The 20,710-nt window shown below is 46.9% G+C and carries 20 protein-coding genes; 8 read left to right on the top strand and 12 right to left on the bottom strand.

Translation table 11 applies throughout. The annotated features are described in order from the left end of the window. Nucleotides 1-112: 112 nt before the first annotated feature. The 4 genes from Q0274_RS03090 to moaC form a co-directional block, all read right to left on the bottom strand. Nucleotides 113-922: a M48 family metallopeptidase gene (locus Q0274_RS03090; protein WP_298027597.1), complete on the bottom strand. Its 810-nt coding sequence runs from the start codon at nt 920-922 to the stop codon at nt 113-115. Between the two features lie 1,166 nt (nt 923-2,088). Continuing rightward, entirely contained in the window at nt 2,089-3,348 is a 1,260-nt protein-coding gene (locus Q0274_RS03095; protein ID WP_298027599.1) for a hypothetical protein, read from the bottom strand. 11 nt (nt 3,349-3,359) lie between these two features. Next, complete coding sequence (locus Q0274_RS03100) at nt 3,360-3,620, bottom strand: DUF493 domain-containing protein (protein WP_298027601.1); 261 nt, start codon at nt 3,618-3,620, stop codon at nt 3,360-3,362. Continuing rightward, the gene (gene moaC, locus Q0274_RS03105) at nt 3,598-4,068 is read right to left on the bottom strand and encodes a cyclic pyranopterin monophosphate synthase MoaC (RefSeq protein ID WP_298027603.1); all 471 of its coding nucleotides are present in this window, start codon (nt 4,066-4,068) and stop codon (nt 3,598-3,600) included. Before moaC ends, Q0274_RS03100 begins: the two co-directional genes overlap by 23 nt. Nucleotides 4,069-4,308: 240 nt before the next feature. On the opposite strand from moaC, the gene Q0274_RS03110 reads away from it, so the two are divergent. Continuing rightward, the gene (locus Q0274_RS03110) at nt 4,309-4,461 is read left to right on the top strand and encodes a hypothetical protein (RefSeq protein WP_298027605.1); all 153 of its coding nucleotides are present in this window, start codon (nt 4,309-4,311) and stop codon (nt 4,459-4,461) included. A 213-nt stretch (nt 4,462-4,674) separates the two neighbouring features. Here Q0274_RS03110 and Q0274_RS03115 read toward each other — a convergent pair whose 3' ends face one another. Both Q0274_RS03115 and Q0274_RS03120 read right to left on the bottom strand, forming a co-directional pair. Further along, nucleotides 4,675-5,121 carry a hypothetical protein gene (locus Q0274_RS03115; protein WP_298027606.1) on the bottom strand — a complete coding sequence of 149 codons (447 nt, stop codon included), beginning with the start codon at nt 5,119-5,121 and terminating at the stop codon, nt 4,675-4,677. Then, nucleotides 5,122-5,484, bottom strand: coding sequence for a DUF1508 domain-containing protein (locus tag Q0274_RS03120; protein ID WP_297921438.1), 363 nt, complete (start codon nt 5,482-5,484; stop codon nt 5,122-5,124). Between the two features lie 116 nt (nt 5,485-5,600). Between Q0274_RS03120 and Q0274_RS03125 the strand changes: the two genes are divergently transcribed. The 4 genes from Q0274_RS03125 to Q0274_RS03140 all read left to right on the top strand — a co-directional run bounded on the left by Q0274_RS03125 (nt 5,601) and on the right by Q0274_RS03140 (nt 10,109). Continuing rightward, on the top strand, nt 5,601-6,080 hold the full coding sequence (locus Q0274_RS03125) for a hypothetical protein (protein WP_298027608.1): 480 nt from the start codon (nt 5,601-5,603) through the stop codon (nt 6,078-6,080). A gap of 412 nt (nt 6,081-6,492) precedes the next feature. Then, the gene (locus tag Q0274_RS03130; protein ID WP_298027610.1) at nt 6,493-7,335 is read left to right on the top strand and encodes a DUF3737 family protein; all 843 of its coding nucleotides are present in this window, start codon (nt 6,493-6,495) and stop codon (nt 7,333-7,335) included. A gap of 1 nt (nt 7,336) precedes the next feature. After that, the gene (locus Q0274_RS03135; protein ID WP_298027612.1) at nt 7,337-8,530 is read left to right on the top strand and encodes a MalY/PatB family protein; all 1,194 of its coding nucleotides are present in this window, start codon (nt 7,337-7,339) and stop codon (nt 8,528-8,530) included. A gap of 193 nt (nt 8,531-8,723) precedes the next feature. Next, the gene (locus Q0274_RS03140; protein WP_298027614.1) at nt 8,724-10,109 is read left to right on the top strand and encodes a DUF3137 domain-containing protein; all 1,386 of its coding nucleotides are present in this window, start codon (nt 8,724-8,726) and stop codon (nt 10,107-10,109) included. Nucleotides 10,110-10,737: 628 nt separating this feature from the next. On the opposite strand, the gene Q0274_RS03145 is transcribed toward Q0274_RS03140, so the two are convergent. The 5 genes from Q0274_RS03145 to Q0274_RS03165 all read right to left on the bottom strand — a co-directional run bounded on the left by Q0274_RS03145 (nt 10,738) and on the right by Q0274_RS03165 (nt 15,182). Next, nucleotides 10,738-11,598, bottom strand: a complete 861-nt coding sequence (locus Q0274_RS03145) for a cysteine ABC transporter substrate-binding protein (RefSeq protein WP_298027615.1) — start codon at nt 11,596-11,598, stop codon at nt 10,738-10,740. Nucleotides 11,599-11,618: 20 nt separating this feature from the next. Next, nucleotides 11,619-12,356: an amino acid ABC transporter ATP-binding protein gene (locus Q0274_RS03150; RefSeq protein WP_298027616.1), complete on the bottom strand. Its 738-nt coding sequence runs from the start codon at nt 12,354-12,356 to the stop codon at nt 11,619-11,621. Next, nucleotides 12,356-13,012 carry an amino acid ABC transporter permease gene (locus Q0274_RS03155; protein ID WP_297962176.1) on the bottom strand — a complete coding sequence of 219 codons (657 nt, stop codon included), beginning with the start codon at nt 13,010-13,012 and terminating at the stop codon, nt 12,356-12,358. Before Q0274_RS03155 ends, Q0274_RS03150 begins: the two co-directional genes overlap by 1 nt. Before the next feature lie 2 nt (nt 13,013-13,014). Further along, on the bottom strand, nt 13,015-13,668 hold the full coding sequence (locus Q0274_RS03160; protein WP_005873050.1) for an amino acid ABC transporter permease: 654 nt from the start codon (nt 13,666-13,668) through the stop codon (nt 13,015-13,017). A 167-nt stretch (nt 13,669-13,835) separates the two neighbouring features. Beyond that, complete coding sequence (locus tag Q0274_RS03165; protein WP_298027720.1) at nt 13,836-15,182, bottom strand: DASS family sodium-coupled anion symporter; 1,347 nt, start codon at nt 15,180-15,182, stop codon at nt 13,836-13,838. 637 nt (nt 15,183-15,819) lie between these two features. Here Q0274_RS03165 and Q0274_RS03170 point away from each other — a divergent pair. Then, nucleotides 15,820-16,455, top strand: a complete 636-nt coding sequence (locus Q0274_RS03170) for a hypothetical protein (protein WP_298027617.1) — start codon at nt 15,820-15,822, stop codon at nt 16,453-16,455. 797 nt (nt 16,456-17,252) lie between these two features. Here Q0274_RS03170 and purB read toward each other — a convergent pair. Further along, a complete protein-coding gene (purB, locus tag Q0274_RS03175; protein WP_295152648.1) occupies nt 17,253-18,584 on the bottom strand; it encodes an adenylosuccinate lyase in 1,332 nt (443 codons plus the stop codon). A 75-nt stretch (nt 18,585-18,659) separates the two neighbouring features. Here purB and Q0274_RS03180 point away from each other — a divergent pair, with 75 nt between their 5' ends. Beyond that, nucleotides 18,660-19,997, top strand: coding sequence for an RluA family pseudouridine synthase (locus Q0274_RS03180; RefSeq protein ID WP_298027618.1), 1,338 nt, complete (start codon nt 18,660-18,662; stop codon nt 19,995-19,997). Nucleotides 19,998-20,280: 283 nt separating this feature from the next. Next, complete coding sequence (locus Q0274_RS03185; RefSeq protein ID WP_297917411.1) at nt 20,281-20,601, top strand: hypothetical protein; 321 nt, start codon at nt 20,281-20,283, stop codon at nt 20,599-20,601. Nucleotides 20,602-20,710: the final 109 nt, after the last annotated feature.

Raw genomic sequence — 20,710 nt, forward strand, 5'->3', positions numbered from 1 at the left:
GGATAATCCTAGCGCCGCGCGCAAGTCCATTAAGAAATTTAAATGCGATGATAAAACCTGCTACTTAAAAAACCTCAGCGCGCAAACTCTAGCAAAATTTTGAATCACAAGACTATCTATTTCTTGTGGCGGCCTCGTAAAGCGGCAGAACTTTCGGCATCACCTCTTTTAGATCGGCGATGCGATCGTCGTTTGAAGGGTGCGTGGACATAAATTTAAGTGGATGACTCTCGTTTAGCTTATTCATCTTCTCCCAGACGTTTATCGCCGCCCTCGGATCGTATCCTGCGCGCGCCATCAGCTCGACGCCCATCAGATCGGCCTCCGTCTCATGCGTGCGCGAAAACGGCAGCGTGAATGTGTATTGAGCCGCCATGTTCAAAGCCGCTGAGCCTAGATCTCCAAGCCCTGCTGCGGAGCTTGCTACAGCGATACCGACATCTTTCATCTGTTCAGTCGAGGCTCGCTCGCGACTGTGTTCGCGCAGTGCGTGCGACATCTCGTGCCCCAAAATAGCAGCCAGCTCGGCATCAGTAAGCTTTAGTTTTTCGATGATGCCCGTATATACGACGATGCGACCGCCAGGCATGCACCAAGCATTGATCGTAGGGTCGTTGATGACGTTTACCTGCCAGTTCCATTTCAGTGCGTCTTTGCGAAATGCGCCAACTTGAGCGATTAGGCGCCTCGAGATACCTCTAACGCGATCAGTTAGCTTTTTATCAGTATTTAGGACGTGCTTGGCGTTTGCTTGGGCGGTAATCTGCCTGTAGGCAAGCGCGGCACTTTGATCCATTTCAGCTTCGCTTACTGTGATGAATTGCGAGCGGTCGATGCCTACGGCGCCGCCTTGCGTGGTGCTCGCGCAGCCGCTAAAAATCATCATCGCAGCAAAGGATATTAAAAGAGCTATTTTTTTCATCTTTTCTCCTTAAAATTTTGCGGCGATTTTAGCGAAATTTGATTAAATTTTTAGAATTTTATTTTGGATTGCCGGATTTTGCAGACGCGATCTATTTGGAATTTGTCCTGAAATTTAAGGATGCCCGTCGCCTTTAAAATAGGATTGGGCTTTGTAATTTAGGGATAAAATTTAGCGGTGATTTCGCAGAATTTTATCGCGGCGTAAACGAGGCATTGCTGTGTGAAAGTAGTGGGTTTAATCCAAGCGTGGCGCTGTATAAACAAGGCGCCTCTGCGCCTAAATAAAGCGGGGGCGCGGTTTTAAATTTATGCTGCGTAGGCTACGATAAATCCGGCGGAATTTTATTTGCACTAAGCGCTCGGTTTGGGCGGATAAGAGCAATTTGAAATTTATGTTTTCGCACAAGGCCGTTTTTGGTTTGGGCAGATAAGAGCAGTTTGAAATTTGCGCAATCAAATCGCGCGATAAAATGGGCTCGGATGTCGCTATGATTTGAGGTGAGTCGCGCTAATCTTTGCAATGCAAAATTCTAATTGTTAGCTTAGTGGTAGCTCCTCACATCGCATCTTACGCTGTAGCGGAATCGCGTTTTATTAGAATTGAAATGATCACAGAAATGTCAAACGCCATAAGTGCTTTTTCTTAGAATTTATCTCGCGAAATTTCATTTGCGCGTCGGGATAAAATTTCAAATTGCAAGTCGCACCGTATCATTTTGGATGGAATTTTAAAATTTTACGTGTTTAGAATTTTAAAATTCGGCTACGCAAATCTACGCGATGAAATTTTAAGCTTAAAAATCCGCGCCGTTTTTGGAATTTTATATATGCTCTGACAGCTATAAAATTTTACACTTAGAATTTTATCGCTGCGGCAAGATTTGGTTGGACCGGGGTCTCGCATCGCCGTAGGATTTTTGGCGGCACGGAATTTTGCAGCACGCATCTAAATTTAGCTATGCAAAATTCGTAAAATTCTTTATCAGTATGGAATTTTACAGCGCCGTTAAAACACATAAAGAATTCTGCGCAGGCCTCGCAAACTCTAACGAAAACTCCATTATTTGGAGGGTGCGGACTTTAAAGCAAGCGAGTAAATTTTGCAGCGCAAAGCAGCGAGCGCCGAGTGTTCGCCGCTAGGGATTTCGCACCTGTGGCGCCCATTTAGTCCTTTTTGGACTTTAGCTTGGCGATCGTTTCTTTTGCAGCCTCGTAAGCCTTAGCGCTCATCTCGCGCGCCCTTTCGCTTACGTTCTTGGCGACGTCAGAGCTTTTTAGCTCGGCAAATTTTTGGCTCATCTTCTTTTCAAACTCGCTAAGCTCTTTTTTGATTGCGTCCAGTTTCTCGTCCAGATCGAGGTTTTCGATGATTTTGGCGCTTTTTTGGCTCAGCTCTTGAGTGATTTCGCGCGCTTTGGCGCTCGCCTTTTTTGCGCGCTCGCCAAGCTCGATCTCGCCGATTTTGGCGCTTAGTTGCTCGGCAAGATCGCTTGAAATTTTTCTAAATTTAGCCAGGTAGCCGCCGAATTCTTCATCGGCGATCCTCGCGATCTCGCTTTTAGCGGGCTCCTCCGAGCTTGCGACCGCGTCGCTTAGCACGGCGCTAAATAGCTCGCTCATCTGCGAAATTTGAAGTCTTTCGTTCTCTAGGCTCTGTGCGTCGCTTGCTGGCGAGAAACTTAGCTCGTCGCGGTATCTTTCGGCGGCTTTGTTTATGCCGTCGTAGCAGCCTAAAATCGCGCCTCTAATCAGCGCAGAGGCGGTATTTTTGCTCTCGTTTGCGACGAAAATCGCGCGATTTATGATGATTTTTGAAATTTCTTTAGTGCGGAATTTCGTAAATTCTCCGTCGCAGATAGCCGAAAATGCGATGTTTTTCGCCGTTTCGTGCGCGGTATCCTCGATGTCGGTTCCGCTTTCGAGCACGCTTATGAAGGCTAGTTCGCTTGCTTCTTTTAGCACGTCCGCAAGCGGAAGTTTGCTCGCGATCGCTCGCTGTAGCGCCGAGCCTATGCGTTCTTTTAGCTCCGCTTCGCTTGCGTTTTGCAGCGCGGTATCCAGATCATCGTAGCTGCGCAAAACAAGTGCTTTAATAGCCTTTTGCTTACAAGCGATCTTTTTGCGCAGATCGTCGTAGTCGTAGATGAGCTTGTAAAGCCCCTGCTCGTCCTCGTCGCACAGCGCCTTTTTAACGCCGTTAAGTAGGGCTTCTGCCGTCTCATCGCTAAGCGCGCCCGCGTCTTTTAACTCGGCTGCGAAGTCTAGGATTAATTGCGTGCTTTTGGCGCTTTTACTCTCGTCGTCAAGCTCACACAAAGCCTTCGTGGCTTCTTGCAAGGCGAGCTCTTGCACATATGAGGCTAGCTCGGCTTGTGAAATTTGCGCGAGATCGGTGCCGAATTTTTTGATTATTGCTTCTTTCATTTCATCTCCTGTCACAATACATATTTAAAGTGGACTTTTAAGCGCTCGAAAATTTCGTTTCGATGCAAGTCGTCTTTAACGAAAACGCTTACGTTGAAGCTCATATATTTGCCGCCGTTTGAAAAGCGCGAAAAGTCTATTTTGTAATTTTCGCCCTTTAAAATTTCATCGATCTGCTCGCGCTTTTGGGTAGTCGCGTCTAGGACTACTTTATATTCCCAAAAGAGCGGATAGTCGATTTTTGGCTTTTCAGCCCCTAATATACACGCCACTCTTGCCCCCCTCTTTGCGTTGCAGCACGATGTCGGTAATCTGCATCGATTTATCTATCGCTTTTAGCATATCATAAATCGTCAGTAGCCCCACGCTCACGCCCGTTAGCGCTTCCATCTCGACGCCCGTTTTGCCCGTGATTTTTACAGTTACGAAAAGCTTAAATGCGCACTCGCTCGCAAGCTCCTCAATATCGGTTTTAATCGAAGTAATCGTAAGCGGATGGGTCATGGGTATGAGTTCGCTCGTCTTTTTAGCGCCCATTATCGCGGCAACGACGGCAGTTTGAAGCACGGGGCCTTTTTTGGCCGTGTTTTGCTTGACGGCGGCAAAAGCCTCCGCGCTCATTCGTATGATGCCGCTAGCGGTGGCTACGCGCTCGCTATCATCCTTGGCGCCGACATCTACCATGCGTGGCATATTGTTTTCGTCGATATGTGTAAGCATAAAATTCCTTGCAGTTTTTGGCGGGATTATAGCAGAATTTCGGGCATAAAAAAAGCCCGAGCTTTTAAACTCGGGCTTCATACAAAAAGGAGGTTTTATCTTGTCGGACAAAGACGATTATACTACCTAAACAGTAAATAGAAATAAAATATATCCTTTTTAGGCGAACTCTTTCGCGCTTAATTTATAGCCGTTTTTAAAATTTAATGGCATGCTATGGCGCGCTATGTGGGAATTTGAATGGGTAGCAAAATAAAACCGAGCCAAAGAGCGACTAAATTTAAAGCGGACGTTAAAGAGCAAAGACAAAATTTAAAGCAGAGTTTGTGGTTATTTTGGCTCAATATGGACGATCAAAAGAGCAGAGCAGAGCGCTCTGCAGAGGCAGCATAAATAAAATGCTACAAAGAAGCGGCTTAAATTTAAACGCCGTCTTGCTCTAAATTTAAGCTCGTTTTGCCTAAGCTCAAGACCTCGCGCGCAATGCAGTATAAATTTAAATTCTTCACGCGAGCGCTGTAGTGCGCAGGCGCGGATTAAAATAGCGCGCGCGAATTTAAACATCGCCGCGTTAAAATCCGGCCTGTATTTTAAATTTAGCCTAGTTTAAATTTTAAACGTTTTTAGCAGGCTGCCTAAATTTAACCCCTTGTCTTCGCCGTTTGCGCCGCCTCCTAAAAGATCGCCCAAAAAGCTACTTGCGTCGTTGATATCGATTTTGCCATCGCCGTTAAGGTCGAGCTTGGCGCTTGCGATTTTGCCGATCAGCGCGCTAAAATCCACGCCTTTGCTATCGACAGTGTTTGCTTGCACGTCCTCGCCGCCGCCCAAAAGTCCGCCCAGCATCGAGCCTAGCGAGCTAGATCCGCCGCTTTCGTTTTTGCTTAAAAAATTTGAGCTGATGCCCGCAATTATCGCATTTATCTGATCGTCGGGCAGGTCCACGCCTAAAAATTTTTCGATAAAAGCGACCGGACCGCTTTGAAATTCTCTTAAATTTTTATCGTCGCTTTTGAGCGCAGAGACCATATTTACAAGTCCGTTTATGTCCATTTACGCCTCCTTGATCTTGGCTTTCGGAGCCTGTTTTACGATAAGCTCTATTACTTTTAGAGCGTCCGCTTTGGCTTCAAAATCTTTGCTAACGGCGATGATCTGTCCGTTGCTGGCCGTTAGGCGAAAGCGAACCTTGTCTGCTTTATCGGTGTAAAGCTCAAATTTTGGATTGTTTAGCTTTTCTCCGCCCGCGATTTGATCCTCGATCTTATTTAGTGCGGCGTTTTTTGCGACGCTTTCGATGCCGTTTTTGCAAGCGGCCTTGCTCGTGTAAACCTCGGAGGTACATAGCACGTGTCCGTCATAAAGTAGATCGAATTTGCAGCCGTCTTTGGCGTCTTTGATTAAAAACTCAGCCATTTTTCATCCTTTCGTAGAAGATATCGTTATTTTAGCTAAAATTTTAATAAATATTTTTAATAGGTGCGGAATTTTCTGCTAAAATTGCGCACAAATTTCATTTACAAAGGAACATAATGATAAAGGCTCTACGTTTTAGCTTGATTTTAGCTGCTACTTTAGGATTTGGTGCGGATGATAGCGATGCATTATTTAAGGACATAAGGACGCGTCTGGGTTGCAATCTAGCCGCACAGGACTGCGAGACTAACGCTGGCGGGCAGAAGGCGCTCTTTAGCGTGGCGCGCCATCCGATCGAAGCGGGAGCAAACGAGCTAAAAATAAGCGGAATTTCGCGTGAGCTGAAAAATCCGAGCGTTAAAATTTCGGGCGTGAGTATGAATATGGGCAATGCGGAATTCCCGCTAAAGCGCAGCGCAGACGGCTATGAAGCGATGCTTGACGTTGCAGTGTGCACGCATGCCGTAATGCGCTACAAGCTTGAAATTTACGAGGATGGCGAGCCTAGTGGGCTTTTTGTGTATTTTGATCTGCGAAAGCGTGCTACGGATCGAGACCGCGGCGAAGACATCCACTTGCATCACCACGAGCATTAGACGCGCCCCGTTTGTGCGCGGGGAAAATTTACGCTTTTTTGAGACGTCTGCTAAAATTTACACGTTGCTCGAAAAAAATTTTATAAATTCTAAAGCGTCGCTCGCGATAAATTTTATGTATCTTTCGAGCGACGCACGTCGCGGGCAGATACGGGTGCCTGTGCGGCTCGCCGTAACGACCTGGGCGCGCTTCATGGGCGTTTGCAAGCACGTCATTATAAAAATCCCTGCGATTTACCGTACATTCGCCGCATATGTTTCGTAACCGCTACCGCAGCACATCAAATTTAGCCCCTCGCCGCCTTTAAATTTTAAAATTTTTAAAATTCGCTTGCGTTTCATACGCCTAACCTATGCGGAATTTTGAAATTCCTTGTATAATCTGAAACAAATTTTAAATCTAAGGAAAGCCATGCAAATATTAAGACAAAAGCACTTTAGCGGCGAGCGCGCGCTATTTTGCGCAAAGGATCTGCGGATCGAAAATTCCGTCTTCGGCGAGGGCGAGTCGCCGCTAAAACACAGCGCAAATATCGTCGCGCAAAACTGTAAATTTGAGTGGAAATATCCGTTTTGGTACGCCGAAAATATCCGCGCGCAGGACTGCTTATTCGACGAGGTCGCGCGCGCAGGGATCTGGTATAGCCGCGGCGTAGTGCTAAAAGACTGCCTCTACGGCGCGCCCAAGGGGCTTCGCCGCGTAAAAGATGCCGCGCTGCAAAACGTAGAATTTCATGATGCGCAAGAGACCTTGTGGCACTGCAGCGACGTGTCGCTTAAAAACGTTACCGCAAAGGGCGCGTATTTTGGGCTTGATTGCGAAAACTTAAGCATCGAAAATCTATCGCTCTTCGGGGATTACTGCTTTGACGGCTGTAGAAACGTAACGATCAAAAACTCCAAACTCCTATCCAAGGACGCGTTTTGGAACTGCGAAAATATCCTCATCGAGGACTGCTTCATCGCGGGCGAATACTTCGGCTGGAATTCTAAAAACGTAAAGCTGCGAAACTGCAAGATAGAGAGCCTGCAGGGCTTTTGCTATATGCAAAATTTACTCTTGCAAGACTGCGAGCTTATAAATACGACGCTAGCGTTTGAATACAGCGACGTCCGTGCCGAGGTAAAAGGCGCAATCGATAGCGTCAAAAATCCAAGCAGCGGGCTAATTCGCGCGGTAAGCATCGGCGAACTGATCCTAGACGGCGCAACGGACGCGTCTAAAACTGAAATCATTACTGAATTAAGGGCGTAAGATGGGACTTTTTGATTTTATAAGTGGCAAGGAGAAATACGACTTCGACACTCTGCCAAACCGCCGCGGCACGAAGTCGCTTAAATGGGACGTAGGCGAGAACGAGCTTCCGATGTGGGTCGCGGATATGGACTTTGCCGTAGCGCCCGAGATCATCGAGGCTCTGCAAAAGCGGCTAAATGAGCGGGTTTTGGGCTATTCGATTATCGATGATGAGTGGCGTAGCGCGTATCAAGGCTGGTGGCTCGCGCGCCACGATTATGAAATCCAAAAGGAGTGGCTGATCTATGCCGGCGGCACGCTGCCTGCGATCGATTCGATCATCCGTAAGCTCACCTCGCCCGCCGAAAACGTGCTGCTGATGAGCCCCGTTTATAACTGCTTTTACTACTGCATCAAAAATGCCGCCCGCGTGTCGATAGAAAACGAGCTTGCCTACGCTAACGGTGATTATAGCATCGATTGGGAGGATCTACAGGCTAAGCTCGCCGATCCACAGACGACGCTTTTTATCCTTTGCAACCCTCACAATCCGGTCGGCCGCACCTTTAGCAGGGACGATCTCGCCCGTATCGGCGAACTGTGCGAGAAGCACGGCGTGACGGTGCTTAGCGATGAGGTGCATTGCGATCTGACCGAGCCGGGCGTGCGTTACACGCCATTTGCTGCGGCAAGTAAAATTTGCGAGAGGATCTCGGCCAGCATAATCGCGCCAACCAAGGCGTTTAACATCGCAGGGCTGCAAAGCGCGGCAGTTTTTGCCGCGGATAAGCGCTTGCGTCATAAAATTTCAAAGGCGCTAAATTCCGACGACATCGCCGAGCCGAATTTTTTCGGCGTCCAGGGCGCTATCGCCGCATTTACGAAGGGTGCGGCGTGGCTGGATGCTCTGCGCGAATACCTCAGCGAAAATCGTAAATTCGCGACGGAATTTATCGCGCGTGAGCTTCCGCAGGTGCGCGTCGTGCCGCAAGACGCGACCTATCTGATGTGGCTTGATGCGGGCGCTTACACGCAGGATAGCGCGGAGCTTGCGCGCTTCATCCGCGAAAAAACAGGGCTGTATCTCTCCTGCGGCGCGCAATACGGCAAGGGCGGCGAGAAATTTTTGCGCCTAAATATCGCGACCTCTAGGGCGCTGCTAAAAGACGGGCTAGGACGGCTGAAAGAGGTGCTAAAGATTTGCCTGCATTAAACGAACTACGGCGCGGTAAAGACGAAATTTAAAATTTTATGGCGGCCAAATTTAAAGCGGCGGATTAAATTTTAAAATTTTGCGACAGGGCGCAAGCTTTACGCTAAATTTAGCGGCGATCAGGCGGCGCGCGAACGTTTAAATTACGCGCGACAAATAAACCGGCGGTTAAATGCGTTACAAAAGGCGGATTATGGATAGAAACGGCGATCTACAGGAGCTTTACCTACTTGAAAAACGGCGCGAAAAGTTCGCGCGCATTAGCAAGCTCGTCTCATTTTTGATAACCCTGCTGCTAGTCGGGTTTTACCTGTTTTTAAACACGAGGGCGGAGCCTGTCTCATTTGATACGAATTGGCTCATAGTCGCGCTTTTCATCATCTTCCCGGTTTTAAACGGACTGCTTTACCGTCTATTTTGCAGCTTGAGCTCTAGCAAAAACGGTGACGCGCAGCGCGCAAATTTTGATAAATTTAGCGGCTTTGATACAGCGCAAGATACGGACGCATTAGGGCAGGGCGCGGCGCAAGATGGTCAAATTTTAAGCGCTGATGCGAAAGAGAGGCAGGTATTAAAAGCCGAAGCGGGCGAGGGTAGAGGCTTTAAAGACAGCAATAGCCGCATGAGCGCTATTTACGGGAGGTTTGAGCCCAAAGCCGCCGAAGAAGAGGGCGGGAGCGAAAAAGACGGAGTAGTCGGGTCAAAATTTAACTTTCTAGCCGATCTACAGAGCCTAGAGGATGAGCGCGCGGCGCTGCAAAAAGCGGTGAAAAAGGCCGGTCTAATCGCCGCTGCCGTAGGGACCGGCGTGGGCGCGCTGGTGGCGCGCTTTTGGGACGAAGCGGCGGCCGGCGTATTTTTCGGCATCTCCGTTTACGGCGTCGTGAGCGCTCTTTTGACGGCGAGTAAAAGACGGAATTTCAGATCAAATTTTAAAAGCAGGATCGTCGCGAGCATCGCAAAAAGCTTCGGACTTAGCTACGATGAAAGTGACGGGCTGGGGACGGACAAGTTTTTTGAAATTTACGACTGCTACATAAACGAGCAATCGAGCGAGGATATGATGAGCGGGGAAGTGCAGGGCGTGCGCGTTAGATTTAGCGACTTTTATGCCGCCGAAAAGGTGCGCACCAAAAACGGCACTCGCACCGACGTAAAATTCCACGGAGTGCTTTTCGTCGCGGATTTTCACAAAAGGCTTAACTGCGAGGTGCGGGTGTGCCACAAAAACTCGCGAAATCTGCGCAAATACGGGCAGCGAGCGAATATGGACGACGTGAAATTTGAGGAGTTTTTCGACGTCTATACGACCGATCAGGTAGGCGCGAGATACGCCCTAACGCCGCTTTTGATGCAGCGACTGACGGAGGTTTATCTAAGACTGGGCTCGCAGATAAACGCGGTGCTAAGGGAGGATAAAATTTACGTGGCGATCGAGACCTGGCGCGATAATTTCGAGCCTAGAATCGACTGCTCGCTAAAGCAGGATGCCACGATAGCGCTTTACGTAGATGAGATCGGTGCGCTTGTGAGTATCGTGAGCGAGCTAAATTTGAACCGCAAAATTTGGAGCGAATGAGGCGGGCGGCGGCGCGGTGGAGTATGGCGGAGGCGGCGGGCTGCATACGGCTCCGGCGACACACAGATATGCAGACAAAGTGCGCGGGATCGTAGGTTTAGCGGCACAGATGCGCTGTATAGCTGAGCGTGGAAATGGATGCGTTGCGCGGATTGTGCGTTTAGGTGGACATGTGATCGCTCCTTCGCGCGAGCCAATCGAAAGATAGAACGCACGCGGGAGGCGTTCGTATAAGATTTTGCAGGCTGCATGAGCCGATAAATTTTTAAATTCCCGCTCCGTTTAACGAGCAGGCGCTTGCGATTTATCATCGCTTGCACGGCAAAATTTTTATCGCACGAGCAGTTTGCGTTGGAATTTTACTATTGCTTGAAATTTTATGCCGCCGTGCGCGACTTAAATTTTGCCGCGACGACCCGCGCTAAGCTTGCATTTTGGCTCGGCTAAATTTTGTCGTGCGGAAGCAAAACTTTGCTGCTAGATCGATAAATTTAGCTAGCTTATAAAAGCACTCGCCGCCTATGGGCGCGTTTATAGGCGCCGTTTCTGTAAAGCTACAACGCCTCGTCGCTGCGAGCTTGCGGGGCTTAGTAAAATCGCTCCGCTAAGCTAGACGGCGAATCTAAATTTATAACTTCCCGCCCTCGATTACGACGTCGTCAGCCTTGATGTCGTCGCCGTATACCGGCGCTAGCGTCGCATCGTAGTCGGCGTGGAAAAATTTCTCATCCTCGAGCTTTACGATTAGATCGTCAAGCCATTTGCGAAGCTCGTCGTTGCCCTTTTTGACCGCAGGCGCGATGACGTCCTGATCGCCCAGCGAGCGGATACCTACCTTAAAGCCAGGGTTTGACTTAGTCCACGCGAACAAAAGCGTATTATCATGCGCGATCGCATCGCCCCTGCCATCCAGCATCGCACCGAAAGTCTCGGTATTTTGGTCAAATTTTAAAAGCTTGATCTCGGGATGGTTTTTCGTAAAATACAGATCTGCGGTTGTGCCTTTGTTGATTAAAAGCGTTTTGTCCTTAAGCTGCGAAACGTCGGTGATATCGCCGTCCTTGCTCGCGACGCCGAGGGCTACCTTCATATACGGCAGTGCGAAATCCACGACCTCTTTACGCTCCGGTGTGACGGTAAAATTTGCAAGCGTGATATCGACCTTATCCGACGCCAAAAATTCCGCGCGATTGGCGGCCTCTACGAGCACGAACTGCACCTTGCTCTCATCGCCTAAGAGCTCCTTTGCGATACGTTTTGCAAAATACACGTCATATCCCGCGTTTTTGCCCGCCTCATCGATGTAGCCAAACGGTGGCTTGTCGCCGAAAACCGCGATCCTTACTACGCCGCGCTTTTTAATCCCGTCGATATAACTTTGCGGCGCGGCGGAACCTTGCGCGGAATTTGAAGAGCCTTTGCCCTCGTCGTTGCAACCTGCGAAAAATAACGCACCTAAGATAAAAAGCGTGCTTAGCGTTTTTTTCATCTTTTCTCCTTTATTAAAATTTATTTTTTAAATTCGAACATATTTAGAAATTTCTTCGCGCGCTCGCTCTTTGGAGCGGTAAAGAACGCCTCCGGTTTGTTAATCTCCACGATGCTTCCCTCGTCCATAAAAACTATGCGATCGGCTACAGCGCGTGCAAAGCCCATCTCGTGCGTTACGATTAGCATCGTCTGCCCCTCTTTGGCGAGATTTAGCATTACATCGAGCACCTCGCGCACGATCTCGGGATCAAGTGCTGCGGTAACCTCGTCAAAAAGCATGATCTTGGGCTTCATCACCAGGCTTCGTACGATTGCGATACGCTGCTTCTGCCCGCCACTAAGCTCTTTGGGGTAGGCTCGCTCTTTATTTTCTAGTCCTACGATTTTGAGCCAATGCCTGGCTAGCTCTACAGCTTGCTCGCGTGGTACGCCTTGGACTTTCACGGGACCTAGGATTATATTATGTAGCACATTTAAGTGGTCGAAGAGCTCGTAGCTTTGAAAGACCATACCGATCTTTTGTCTGATCCTGCGCCACTCTTTGAAATTTTGATCGATCCGCTCGCCCTCTATTATAAAATTTCCGCTTTGTACCGGCTCTAACCCGTTTATCGTGCGAAGTAGGGTGCTTTTACCGCAGCCGCTAGGGCCTAGGATTACCACGACTTCGCCCTGCGCGACGCTAAGACTGACGTCTTTTAGCGCGTGCAGCTCGCCGTAAAATTTATTGATTTTATGAAGTTCTAAAATTCCCATCAGCTCCACCTGTTTTCTAGTTTTTTCGAAAGCGCCGAGATCGGATAGCAGATCAAAAAATATACGAAAAATATCGCTCCGTAGATGATTAGCGGCGCGTAATTGTCGCGGAAGACATTCACTTCGATGATCTGCTGGCCTACTTTGACGAGCTCGATGACGCCGATTAGTACGGCGATCGAGGTTGTTTTTATCATCCTGCTGAATAAATTTATCGTTGCGGGCACCAGGCGTCTCATCGCAAGAGGCAGGATGACGTAGAGATAAATTTGAGATCTGCTAAATGCGAGCGCTTCGGCGCTTTCAAACTGATGCTTAGGGATGCTAAGCACGGCGCCGCGCACCAGATCCATCATCTCAAAAACGCCCCAGATACTAAAGACGATGATCGAAGCCGCGATATTTGAGATGTGGATGCCAAATGCCTTGCTCGCGCCAAAATATACGATGAATAGCCAAACGATGGGCGGCATGATGCGCACGATCTCCAGGCAAATTTTAAGCGGGATGTATAAGGCTCTGCGCCCAGAGGCCATTAAAATTCCAAGCACCAAGCCTAGAGCGAGCGAAACCGCGATCGAGATGAGCGCGATTTGCAGCGTGATCCCAAGCCCGCCAAGAAGCCTGATTAAATTTTCGCCGCTTAAGAGTTCCATCGCTAGCCTCTCATATACGCAAGGCGCTTTTCAAGCAGCGTAAGCGCTAGCGAAAGCGGCAGGATTATGATCAGATACGAAACGCTTAGCATAAATAGCGCCTCGTTCGTCTTATAATACAGCCCGATCACGTCCTTTGCGGCATAAACGAGATCGGCAAGCGCTACGATGCTAACGATCGAAGTTTCTTTAAGCAGAAAGATTATGTTTGCGCTGATGGAGGGCAGGGCGATCGCAAAGGCGCGCGGCAGCACGACGTAAAAGACTATCTGCGCTTCGCTTAGCCCCAGGCTCATAGCGCTTTCAATCTGGGATTTTTTTATCGCCTCAAAACCGAGCCTAAAGCTCTCGCTCATATAGCTTCCGCCTAAAAACGCAAGACCTACGATCGCGCAGGTAAAGCCAGAAATTTGAACGCCCAGCTTCGGCAGACCGTAGTATAGAAAAAATAGCTGAATTAAAAGCGGAGTGTTGCGCGACAGCTCGATATATGCGCTCACAAGTGGGCTTAACAACGGCAATCTTTTATATTTTATCAGCGTGCAGATAAAACCGATGATGATGGATAGTAAAATTCCGTAAAATGCGAGCTTCAGCGTTAAAACACCCGCCTTTACGAACATCGGGCTAAATTTAGCTATAAAATCAAAATCCATAAATTCTTCTTTCCATAAAATATGCGTATTATACAGATAACTGATTAAAATAGTATTAAATCAGAATTTTTTTATAAAAATTCCGAAAATTTAGGAGTTTAAAAATATATCTTATAAATATATTTAGTCCGAGCAGATACCCGGACTATAAAATTTTTAACGTAATTTTACGAGTAAAAAATATACGCGTAGCCGGAAACTAAAATCGCGGAAAATATCGCTAAAATTCCGCCGCTTCGTACCATCTCTATTTGTCGGATGCGTCCCGTACCGAAAACCAAAGCATTTGGCGGCGTCGCTACCGGCATTACGAAAGCGCAGCTCGCGCCCACGCCGATGATGATCGTAAGAGTTTCTTTCGGTAGTCCCATCTGAGCCGCTACACCCGCAAATACGGGCACTAAAAGCGCAGCAGAGGCGGTATTGCTTGTAAATTCCGTAAGGCAGATGATGAAAACTGCTGTTACCAAAAGTACGATGTAAGTAGGCGCTCCGCCGAAAGTGTGCGCGACTAGATCGCCAAGCACCTTAGAAGCTCCGGAATCGCCTAAAACCGCACTTAGCGTAAGTCCACCGCCGAAAAGCAACAGCACGCCCCACTCGGTGTTTTCGGCGATGTCGTGCCATTTAGCAAGCCCTAGTATGACGATTACGACTGCCGAGCAGATGGCGACGTAAGCATCATCCACTTTAAAGCCCACAAGGGCTGAAATTTGTTTCGAAAATATCCAACCAAGCGCCGTTAGAGCAAATACGACGATCGTAATAATGCGCTCGCGCGTCCAAGGGATATGCTCCAGATCCATCTCTATTTTATGGCTTAAATTTGGCTTGAAAATTATATAAAGCACCACAAGCATTATTGGCAGCATCACGCACATTAGCGGCAAACCTACCTTCATCCAGTCCGCGAAGCTGTAGTACAAGGCTTGAGCCACGATTAAATTTGGCGGAGATCCCACGAGCGTGCCCAGACCTCCGATGCTTGCAGAATACGCGATGCCTAAAAGCAAAAACACGAGCGTGCCGCGATCTTTGCTCTCGTCCATGTTGGCGCAAATTCCAAGCGCGATTGGAAGCATCATAGCAGCAGTTGCGGTGTTTGAAACCCACATTGAAAGGATCGCCGTAGCAAGGCAGATTAAAATCGCAGCCACGCCCAAGCGACCGCCTGCGCGGGCGATTAGCCACATCGCGATCTTTTTATCGAGCTTTTGCATATGCAGAGCCGTTGCCAGAGCAAAACCGCCGAAAAAGGTAAAGATCGTAGGGTTTGCAAAATTTGCAAGCGTGCTTTTGATGGTGGCAGCCGTGAAAGTGCCATCTTTAGCGAATTTGCCAAGTCCGATAGCTACCGCAAGCACCGGCACCATAAGCGCGGTTACCGTGATATGCACGGCCTCTGTAAGCCACATAATCGCGATAAAAGCAAGTAACGCAAGGCCTTTTTTGACATTGGGCTCAAATGGTAACGCGGCATATAGCGCAAAGCCCACTGCAGCGGCAATCGCCATAATGATGACGCCGCGCTTAGGAAACGGCACGGTGTCGGTGAGCCTGTCTAAACCCAGCTCGTCTACGTCTGAGTCCAGTGGTCCTTGTAAGCGGGAGTTGCGTAACTCCACTTTGTGTTCTTCCATAGATACTCCTTTTTTGGATTTGGCTTATGATACAAAAATGAGGCGGGAATTTTATAAATTCCAGATCAAATCGTCTTAAATTTTTAAAAGTGCAGTTACTATCGGTAACATGGTACTTATCTCGTGTGTAAATTTTAAATTATACATAAAAACGAACAACTAAGTAAGCGCTTTAAATTTCATCACAGATTATTTTTTAATGACACCCGAGATTAAATTTGTTAACTGCTCAAGGGGAGGCGGCGTAGAATTTCGTCGAATTCCGTGCTGGCAATCAAGATAGAATTCTGTCCTTAGTAAGCGAGATAAAATTTTATCCAATGCGAGTGAGATAAAATTCCAAGTCTTGTCGCGAAATTCATCGAAATTTCAAAAAAAGGATATTATAATCGGCAAATTTTAAATGCGCTTGTAAGCGAGCTTGGCGGAAAATACTTAAAGATAGCAAGCGGTAAAATGGCAAAAGCGGCGGCGGTGGAAAGCCCGAAATTATAAATTGTAAGGAGAAAATGTGAAAAACAAAATTTTAATCGCGGCGTTTGCCGCTGCGGTGTGCGCAAGCTCAAGCTTCGGCGAGGGGATATTTTTAGGGTTAGAAGGAGATTATTCTTTTAAATCCAGCATCACTACTAAATGGTCTGACGAGGAAGATTCTGGCACGAATAAAGATAATAAGGGGCAGGCTGCGCTCGGCTTTAAAGGCGGCTATGATTTTGGTATAGCTAGGGCGTACGGCGAGTACTTGTATGATTTCAAAGCTTCGAAAACTGGCACTGACGAGGAGGACATCATATTTAAACACGAGTGGAATAAGCATAGCTTGCTCGTAGGCGGGGATTTTACGCCTGAGATTACAAACGGCTTTAAACTCGTAGCAGGCGCTTATACAGGAGTTTCATTTTTGAAATATAAAATTTATTCGTATGACGAATCTAACGGAAGCAGCGATTCGCTTTCAAAGACTCTGCCTGGCTGGGCAATCGGCGCAAGACTGGGCGGGCTATATAGCTTTGACGAGCATAACGAGATCGAGTTTGGCTACAAAGCGGACTACACGAGATACAAGGCTAGTAAGCTTGGAGAAGGCGTAGACAAGGTATATGAGACCAACCATGGAATTTATCTGGGGTATAACTTTAAATTTTAAAAATTCTAACGTGCTAGCGCAGGATGGGGCGAACGAACTCCCGCTCCATCCATTTTAAATTCCAAATAATTATTAGACGTCAAATCGCAGGATTGTTTAATCCGAAATTTGCTAGCAATTCAGACGTAATTATATGATAATCAAGGGTGCTGCCGGTACTAGACATCAAATTTTACCCGCTTACGCGTATAAAATTTTAAAATTTTTAAAAATATCATTACACAAGCTTAATTTCCTATTTTTAGTGCTATCTGGTAAGCACTTAAATTGATGGAATTCATGAAATTTTACTCAATCCGCTTTTTTCTAAGAATCGTTAAAATCTCAAGTTGAAAAAGCGGAATTTTATCAATGTCCCCATTTGCCACTTTAAATTTGTTTCATAATTGTTTCGGATATCTCACGACCCCTAGTTCGAGTACGACACAGAAAATGCTATTTTGCTTTATGGAAATCTCGCATTTACATCTTCGGGATTAGCACTTAAATTTTGCGGTAAAATTCTAAAACTACTACACCTAAGAATTTTACCGTTTTAAAGCATTAAATTTTTACGATTTTAAGGTTAGTTGCAACCGTAGAAAAATTCGCGGTAAAAGTGGCGGATGCCTGTCGTGCGGATTTAGATGCTAGATTAATCCGCAAGCGCTACGCTTTTACTAAAATTTTATCTTTATCAAAATTTTAAAATTTCAATCGCTGTTTTTAAAGTGCTTCGGCGCAAACATAAATTTCTAGCCACTTCGCTATATTTTGTAGGCCCGTTCGGAGCTTTAAAATAGCAAGCCACGTGTCTGCTATTTGCCAAAAACCCTAGCGAAAATCGCGTCCACGTTTTTGGTGTAATATCCGTAGTCAAAGCACTCTTTGATCTCGCTTTCGCTTAGCTTTTCTCGTAGCTTTGTATCTGCTAGCAGATTTTGCAAAAATAGGCTATGCCCTTGCTCATCTATAGCTTTTTTGCCCTCTTGCAGATCCGCCCAGACCTTCATCGCATTACGCTGCACGATTTTATAAGCATCCTCTCTGCTAACTCCTCGTTTAGGCAGCTCTAGCAGTACGCGCTGCGAAAACACGAGCCCACCGGTTAAATTTAGATTTCTCATCATATTTTCGGGATATACGAGCAGTTTTTCGATCAAGCTCGTCAAGCGATTTAGCATAAAATCAGCAGTTATAAAGCCATCAGGGAGGATAAATCGCTCGACCGAGCTATGGCTGATGTCGCGTTCGTGCCATAGCGCTACATCCTCCATCGCGGGTATTGCGAAGCTGCGGATCATACGGCATAGTCCCGTTACGTTTTCGCTAAGCACAGGATTTCGTTTGTGTGGCATCGCAGAGCTGCCCTTTTGACCTGGGCTAAAAAATTCCTCTGCCTCATAAACCTCGGTGCGTTGATAGTGGCGGATTGCGATGGCGATCTTTTCGCAGCTGGAAGCTAAGATCGCAAGTGCGCTCATTACCTGTGCGTAGCGATCGCGCTGGATGACTTGATTGGACGCGGGGGCGGGCTTTAACCCCAAATATTCACACACTAGCTCTTCCAGCTCTAGTGGAGCGTGGGCGAAATTTCCCATCGCACCGCTTATTTTACCGTAGCTGATGACGCTTTTTGCATGTTGTAAAAGCTCTAGCGCGCGATTTATCTCATCATACCAGACCGCAAGCACGAGCCCGAAAGTGATCGGCTCGCCGTGGATACCGTGGCTGCGCCCGACCATCAGCGTCATTTTATGCTTCATGGCTTGAGATTTTATCGCGGCTTTTAAATTTTGCACATCCTCAATGATGAGCTCCATGCTTTCTTTGATTTGTAGCGCGACGGCAGTATCGATGCAGTCACTACTAGTCATGCCGTAATGCACGAAGCGGCTCTCCTGCCCAAGGCTCTCACTCACGCTCGTTAGAAACGCGATGACGTCGTGCTTGGTCGTCTTTTCGATCTCATCTATCCGCTCGATCTTAAAGCTTGCGTTTTGTAGAATTTTATCTTTATCGCAGTCGCTTATTAGACCTAGTTTATTCCACGCCTTAACCGCCGCAAGTTCGACTTTTAGCCACGCGTCGTATTTGGCTTGCAAGCTCCATTTTTCAGACATCTCTTTTCTTGCGTATCTTTCGACCATTTTAGTAGCCTTTCGGTTAGAATTTCTTGTATAATGATGGTAAAAATTATATAAAAATGGGGCTGAAAGTTTAATATGGGTTATGAGAAAAGAAGCTTGGGAAGCTTTGAGGGACGCAAAATTTACGAAATTCTGCTTAGCCTCGGATACGATATGAAATCCGCGCAGCGCATCTGTGACAAGCATCGCTTAACCGATGCAGAGGATCGGAATTTGCATAAAAACTCCGTCGCGCACGGAGAAATTTTTTTGATCGATTACAAATGCGAGCCGCGCGGACTGAAGCCGATCTTTGAGTGCGATGCGTTTGCGGCATTTGACAAACCAAGCGGAATTCTTAGCCATCCAAGTGGACGTAACTCGCCTTATAATATGTATGACGAGATCTGGTCGCTATACGGGCAGGACGCGTGCGTGGCGCACAGGCTCGATCTCGAAACCAGCGGCGTTTTGATCGTCGCTAAGGATAAAGACGCGGCGCGCGAGCTTAAAGAGTGCTTCGAACAGCGTAGAGTGATGAAAAGCTATCTAGCGCTCGTACGAGGGGATTTGAGAGAGGGCTTGCGAGGGGATTTGCAAAGTGTTGCTTGCAATGGTGAGATAGAGAATTGCTATGCTCTAGGCTTTGATGAAATTTGCGGATCAAAATTTGCGGACGATGCTGTGAGTTTACCAGATAACGTATCGGATCTGCGCGATACACTAGCTCTAAAAGGAGCAGGCGATAAATTTGGATTTAATATCTTGTCCAATGGTGCGAGTAGGGGATTATGGTGCAGCACTCTATCTGGCGGCGCGCAGGCTAAATTTAAATCTGGCGCTCCCACTGGCGATGTTGGCAGCGGATCTGAATTTGATGCCTTATCTGTGGCTAAATCTTTGCCGGCTACTTCTACGGGCTACGTAAATTTGAAAAAATTCGAGCCTACAAAATACGCAAAATTTAGCGAAAAACTGAAATTTTTAAAGGATTTTGAGGGATTTGTGATCGATGCTCCGATTGCTCCTAGCGACGAGTTTGCCGATCTTAAAATTCGTATGAAAATATCGCGCGACGGCAAGGAGGCGATCACGCTGATACGCCCGCTACGATATTTCTCGGACATGGACGCTAGCCTGATCGAGTGCTATCCGCTGACGGGTAGGCAGCATCAGATCAGGCTGCATCTATTTGCCGCGGGCGCGCCGATACTGGGAGAGCCGCTGTATGGGCTTTCGCGAGAGCAAGTGGAGCGGATATTGGATAAAAAGATGGATGAGACGGAGCGGATCAGGACGACAGGGGCGCCGAGATTGTTACTGCACGCGAATGCGATTTGCTTTGAACTGAGTGGCGAACGATACGAGATAAAAACCGAATTTGACGCCGCAAGAGAGTTTTATAATCTTGCGAAATCGGTAAAATTTAAGTAACTCAATAAAATTTTGAGGTGGCGGCGATTATTTTTATGACCAGAATTTTGCTTTTGCCGGTTTTTATAAAATTTTGTGGTTACAACGGCGTTAATTATTAATTTCTCATCTATAGTTATTTGAAAATTTTAAGACGATTTTATTTTTCGATAGCTATATTGGGAAAAAGCGTTACAGCTATAAAAGCACGTAATTCAGCTTAGCTAGACGGTGGGTTTCATATATTTTTATTTTCGGCAGCGAAGATTACGGTAAATTTGAGCTCAGAGCGCATAAATATTGGATGTTTCAAGATAAGTTGGGCGGTAGTATAAAAGATTTTAAATCCGATGTTGATTCTTTTAAAAAATGCAATAAAGAATATGGAATATTTAAAAGAGAATTTGACGAATACGCCAATTTTATATTTAAGCAAAAGGACGGGGCGGGAAGCTCTGTTAATTTAGAAAGCTCGGCATTGATAGCAAGCATAGGGAGCAAAACGGTAGTTGCTTCTTTTGTGGAATATTGCAAGAGGGTACTTGGTTTGGGCATAGACCGTAGCATAGAACAAAAACAAACAATAGAAATATCGCAAGATATTGGCATGAGACTTGGATTGTAATTGTTAATTTCTATGAAAATTTGAAATATTAAGGGTAGATAAGAAGGAATTCGCGGATAATTTCCGCCTTTGTAATCTTGGATTTTTTAAGCAGCGATCTGTCTAAGAA

The organism is uncultured Campylobacter sp. (genome assembly GCF_937973075.1).
In the GTDB taxonomy this organism is placed as follows: domain Bacteria; phylum Campylobacterota; class Campylobacteria; order Campylobacterales; family Campylobacteraceae; genus Campylobacter_B.

Coding starts and splice junctions, on each gene's coding strand:
- Q0274_RS03155 (WP_297962176.1), bottom strand. CDS start 13,012: ATGGAACTCTTAAGCGGCGAAAATTTAATCAGGCTTCTTGGCGGGCTT.
- purB (WP_295152648.1), bottom strand. CDS start 18,584: ATGGTCGAAAGATACGCAAGAAAAGAGATGTCTGAAAAATGGAGCTTG.
- Q0274_RS03135 (WP_298027612.1), top strand. CDS start 7,337: ATGGGACTTTTTGATTTTATAAGTGGCAAGGAGAAATACGACTTCGAC.
- Q0274_RS03165 (WP_298027720.1), bottom strand. CDS start 15,182: ATGGCGATTGCCGCTGCAGTGGGCTTTGCGCTATATGCCGCGTTACCA.
- Q0274_RS03125 (WP_298027608.1), top strand. CDS start 5,601: ATGATAAAGGCTCTACGTTTTAGCTTGATTTTAGCTGCTACTTTAGGA.
- Q0274_RS03110 (WP_298027605.1), top strand. CDS start 4,309: ATGGGTAGCAAAATAAAACCGAGCCAAAGAGCGACTAAATTTAAAGCG.
- Q0274_RS03090 (WP_298027597.1), bottom strand. CDS start 922: ATGAAAAAAATAGCTCTTTTAATATCCTTTGCTGCGATGATGATTTTT.
- Q0274_RS03120 (WP_297921438.1), bottom strand. CDS start 5,484: ATGGCTGAGTTTTTAATCAAAGACGCCAAAGACGGCTGCAAATTCGAT.
- Q0274_RS03130 (WP_298027610.1), top strand. CDS start 6,493: ATGCAAATATTAAGACAAAAGCACTTTAGCGGCGAGCGCGCGCTATTT.
- Q0274_RS03140 (WP_298027614.1), top strand. CDS start 8,724: ATGGATAGAAACGGCGATCTACAGGAGCTTTACCTACTTGAAAAACGG.
- Q0274_RS03180 (WP_298027618.1), top strand. CDS start 18,660: ATGGGTTATGAGAAAAGAAGCTTGGGAAGCTTTGAGGGACGCAAAATT.
- Q0274_RS03150 (WP_298027616.1), bottom strand. CDS start 12,356: ATGGGAATTTTAGAACTTCATAAAATCAATAAATTTTACGGCGAGCTG.
- Q0274_RS03160 (WP_005873050.1), bottom strand. CDS start 13,668: ATGGATTTTGATTTTATAGCTAAATTTAGCCCGATGTTCGTAAAGGCG.
- Q0274_RS03145 (WP_298027615.1), bottom strand. CDS start 11,598: ATGAAAAAAACGCTAAGCACGCTTTTTATCTTAGGTGCGTTATTTTTC.
- Q0274_RS03185 (WP_297917411.1), top strand. CDS start 20,281: ATGTTTCAAGATAAGTTGGGCGGTAGTATAAAAGATTTTAAATCCGAT.
- Q0274_RS03115 (WP_298027606.1), bottom strand. CDS start 5,121: ATGGACATAAACGGACTTGTAAATATGGTCTCTGCGCTCAAAAGCGAC.
- Q0274_RS03095 (WP_298027599.1), bottom strand. CDS start 3,348: ATGAAAGAAGCAATAATCAAAAAATTCGGCACCGATCTCGCGCAAATT.
- moaC (WP_298027603.1), bottom strand. CDS start 4,068: ATGCTTACACATATCGACGAAAACAATATGCCACGCATGGTAGATGTC.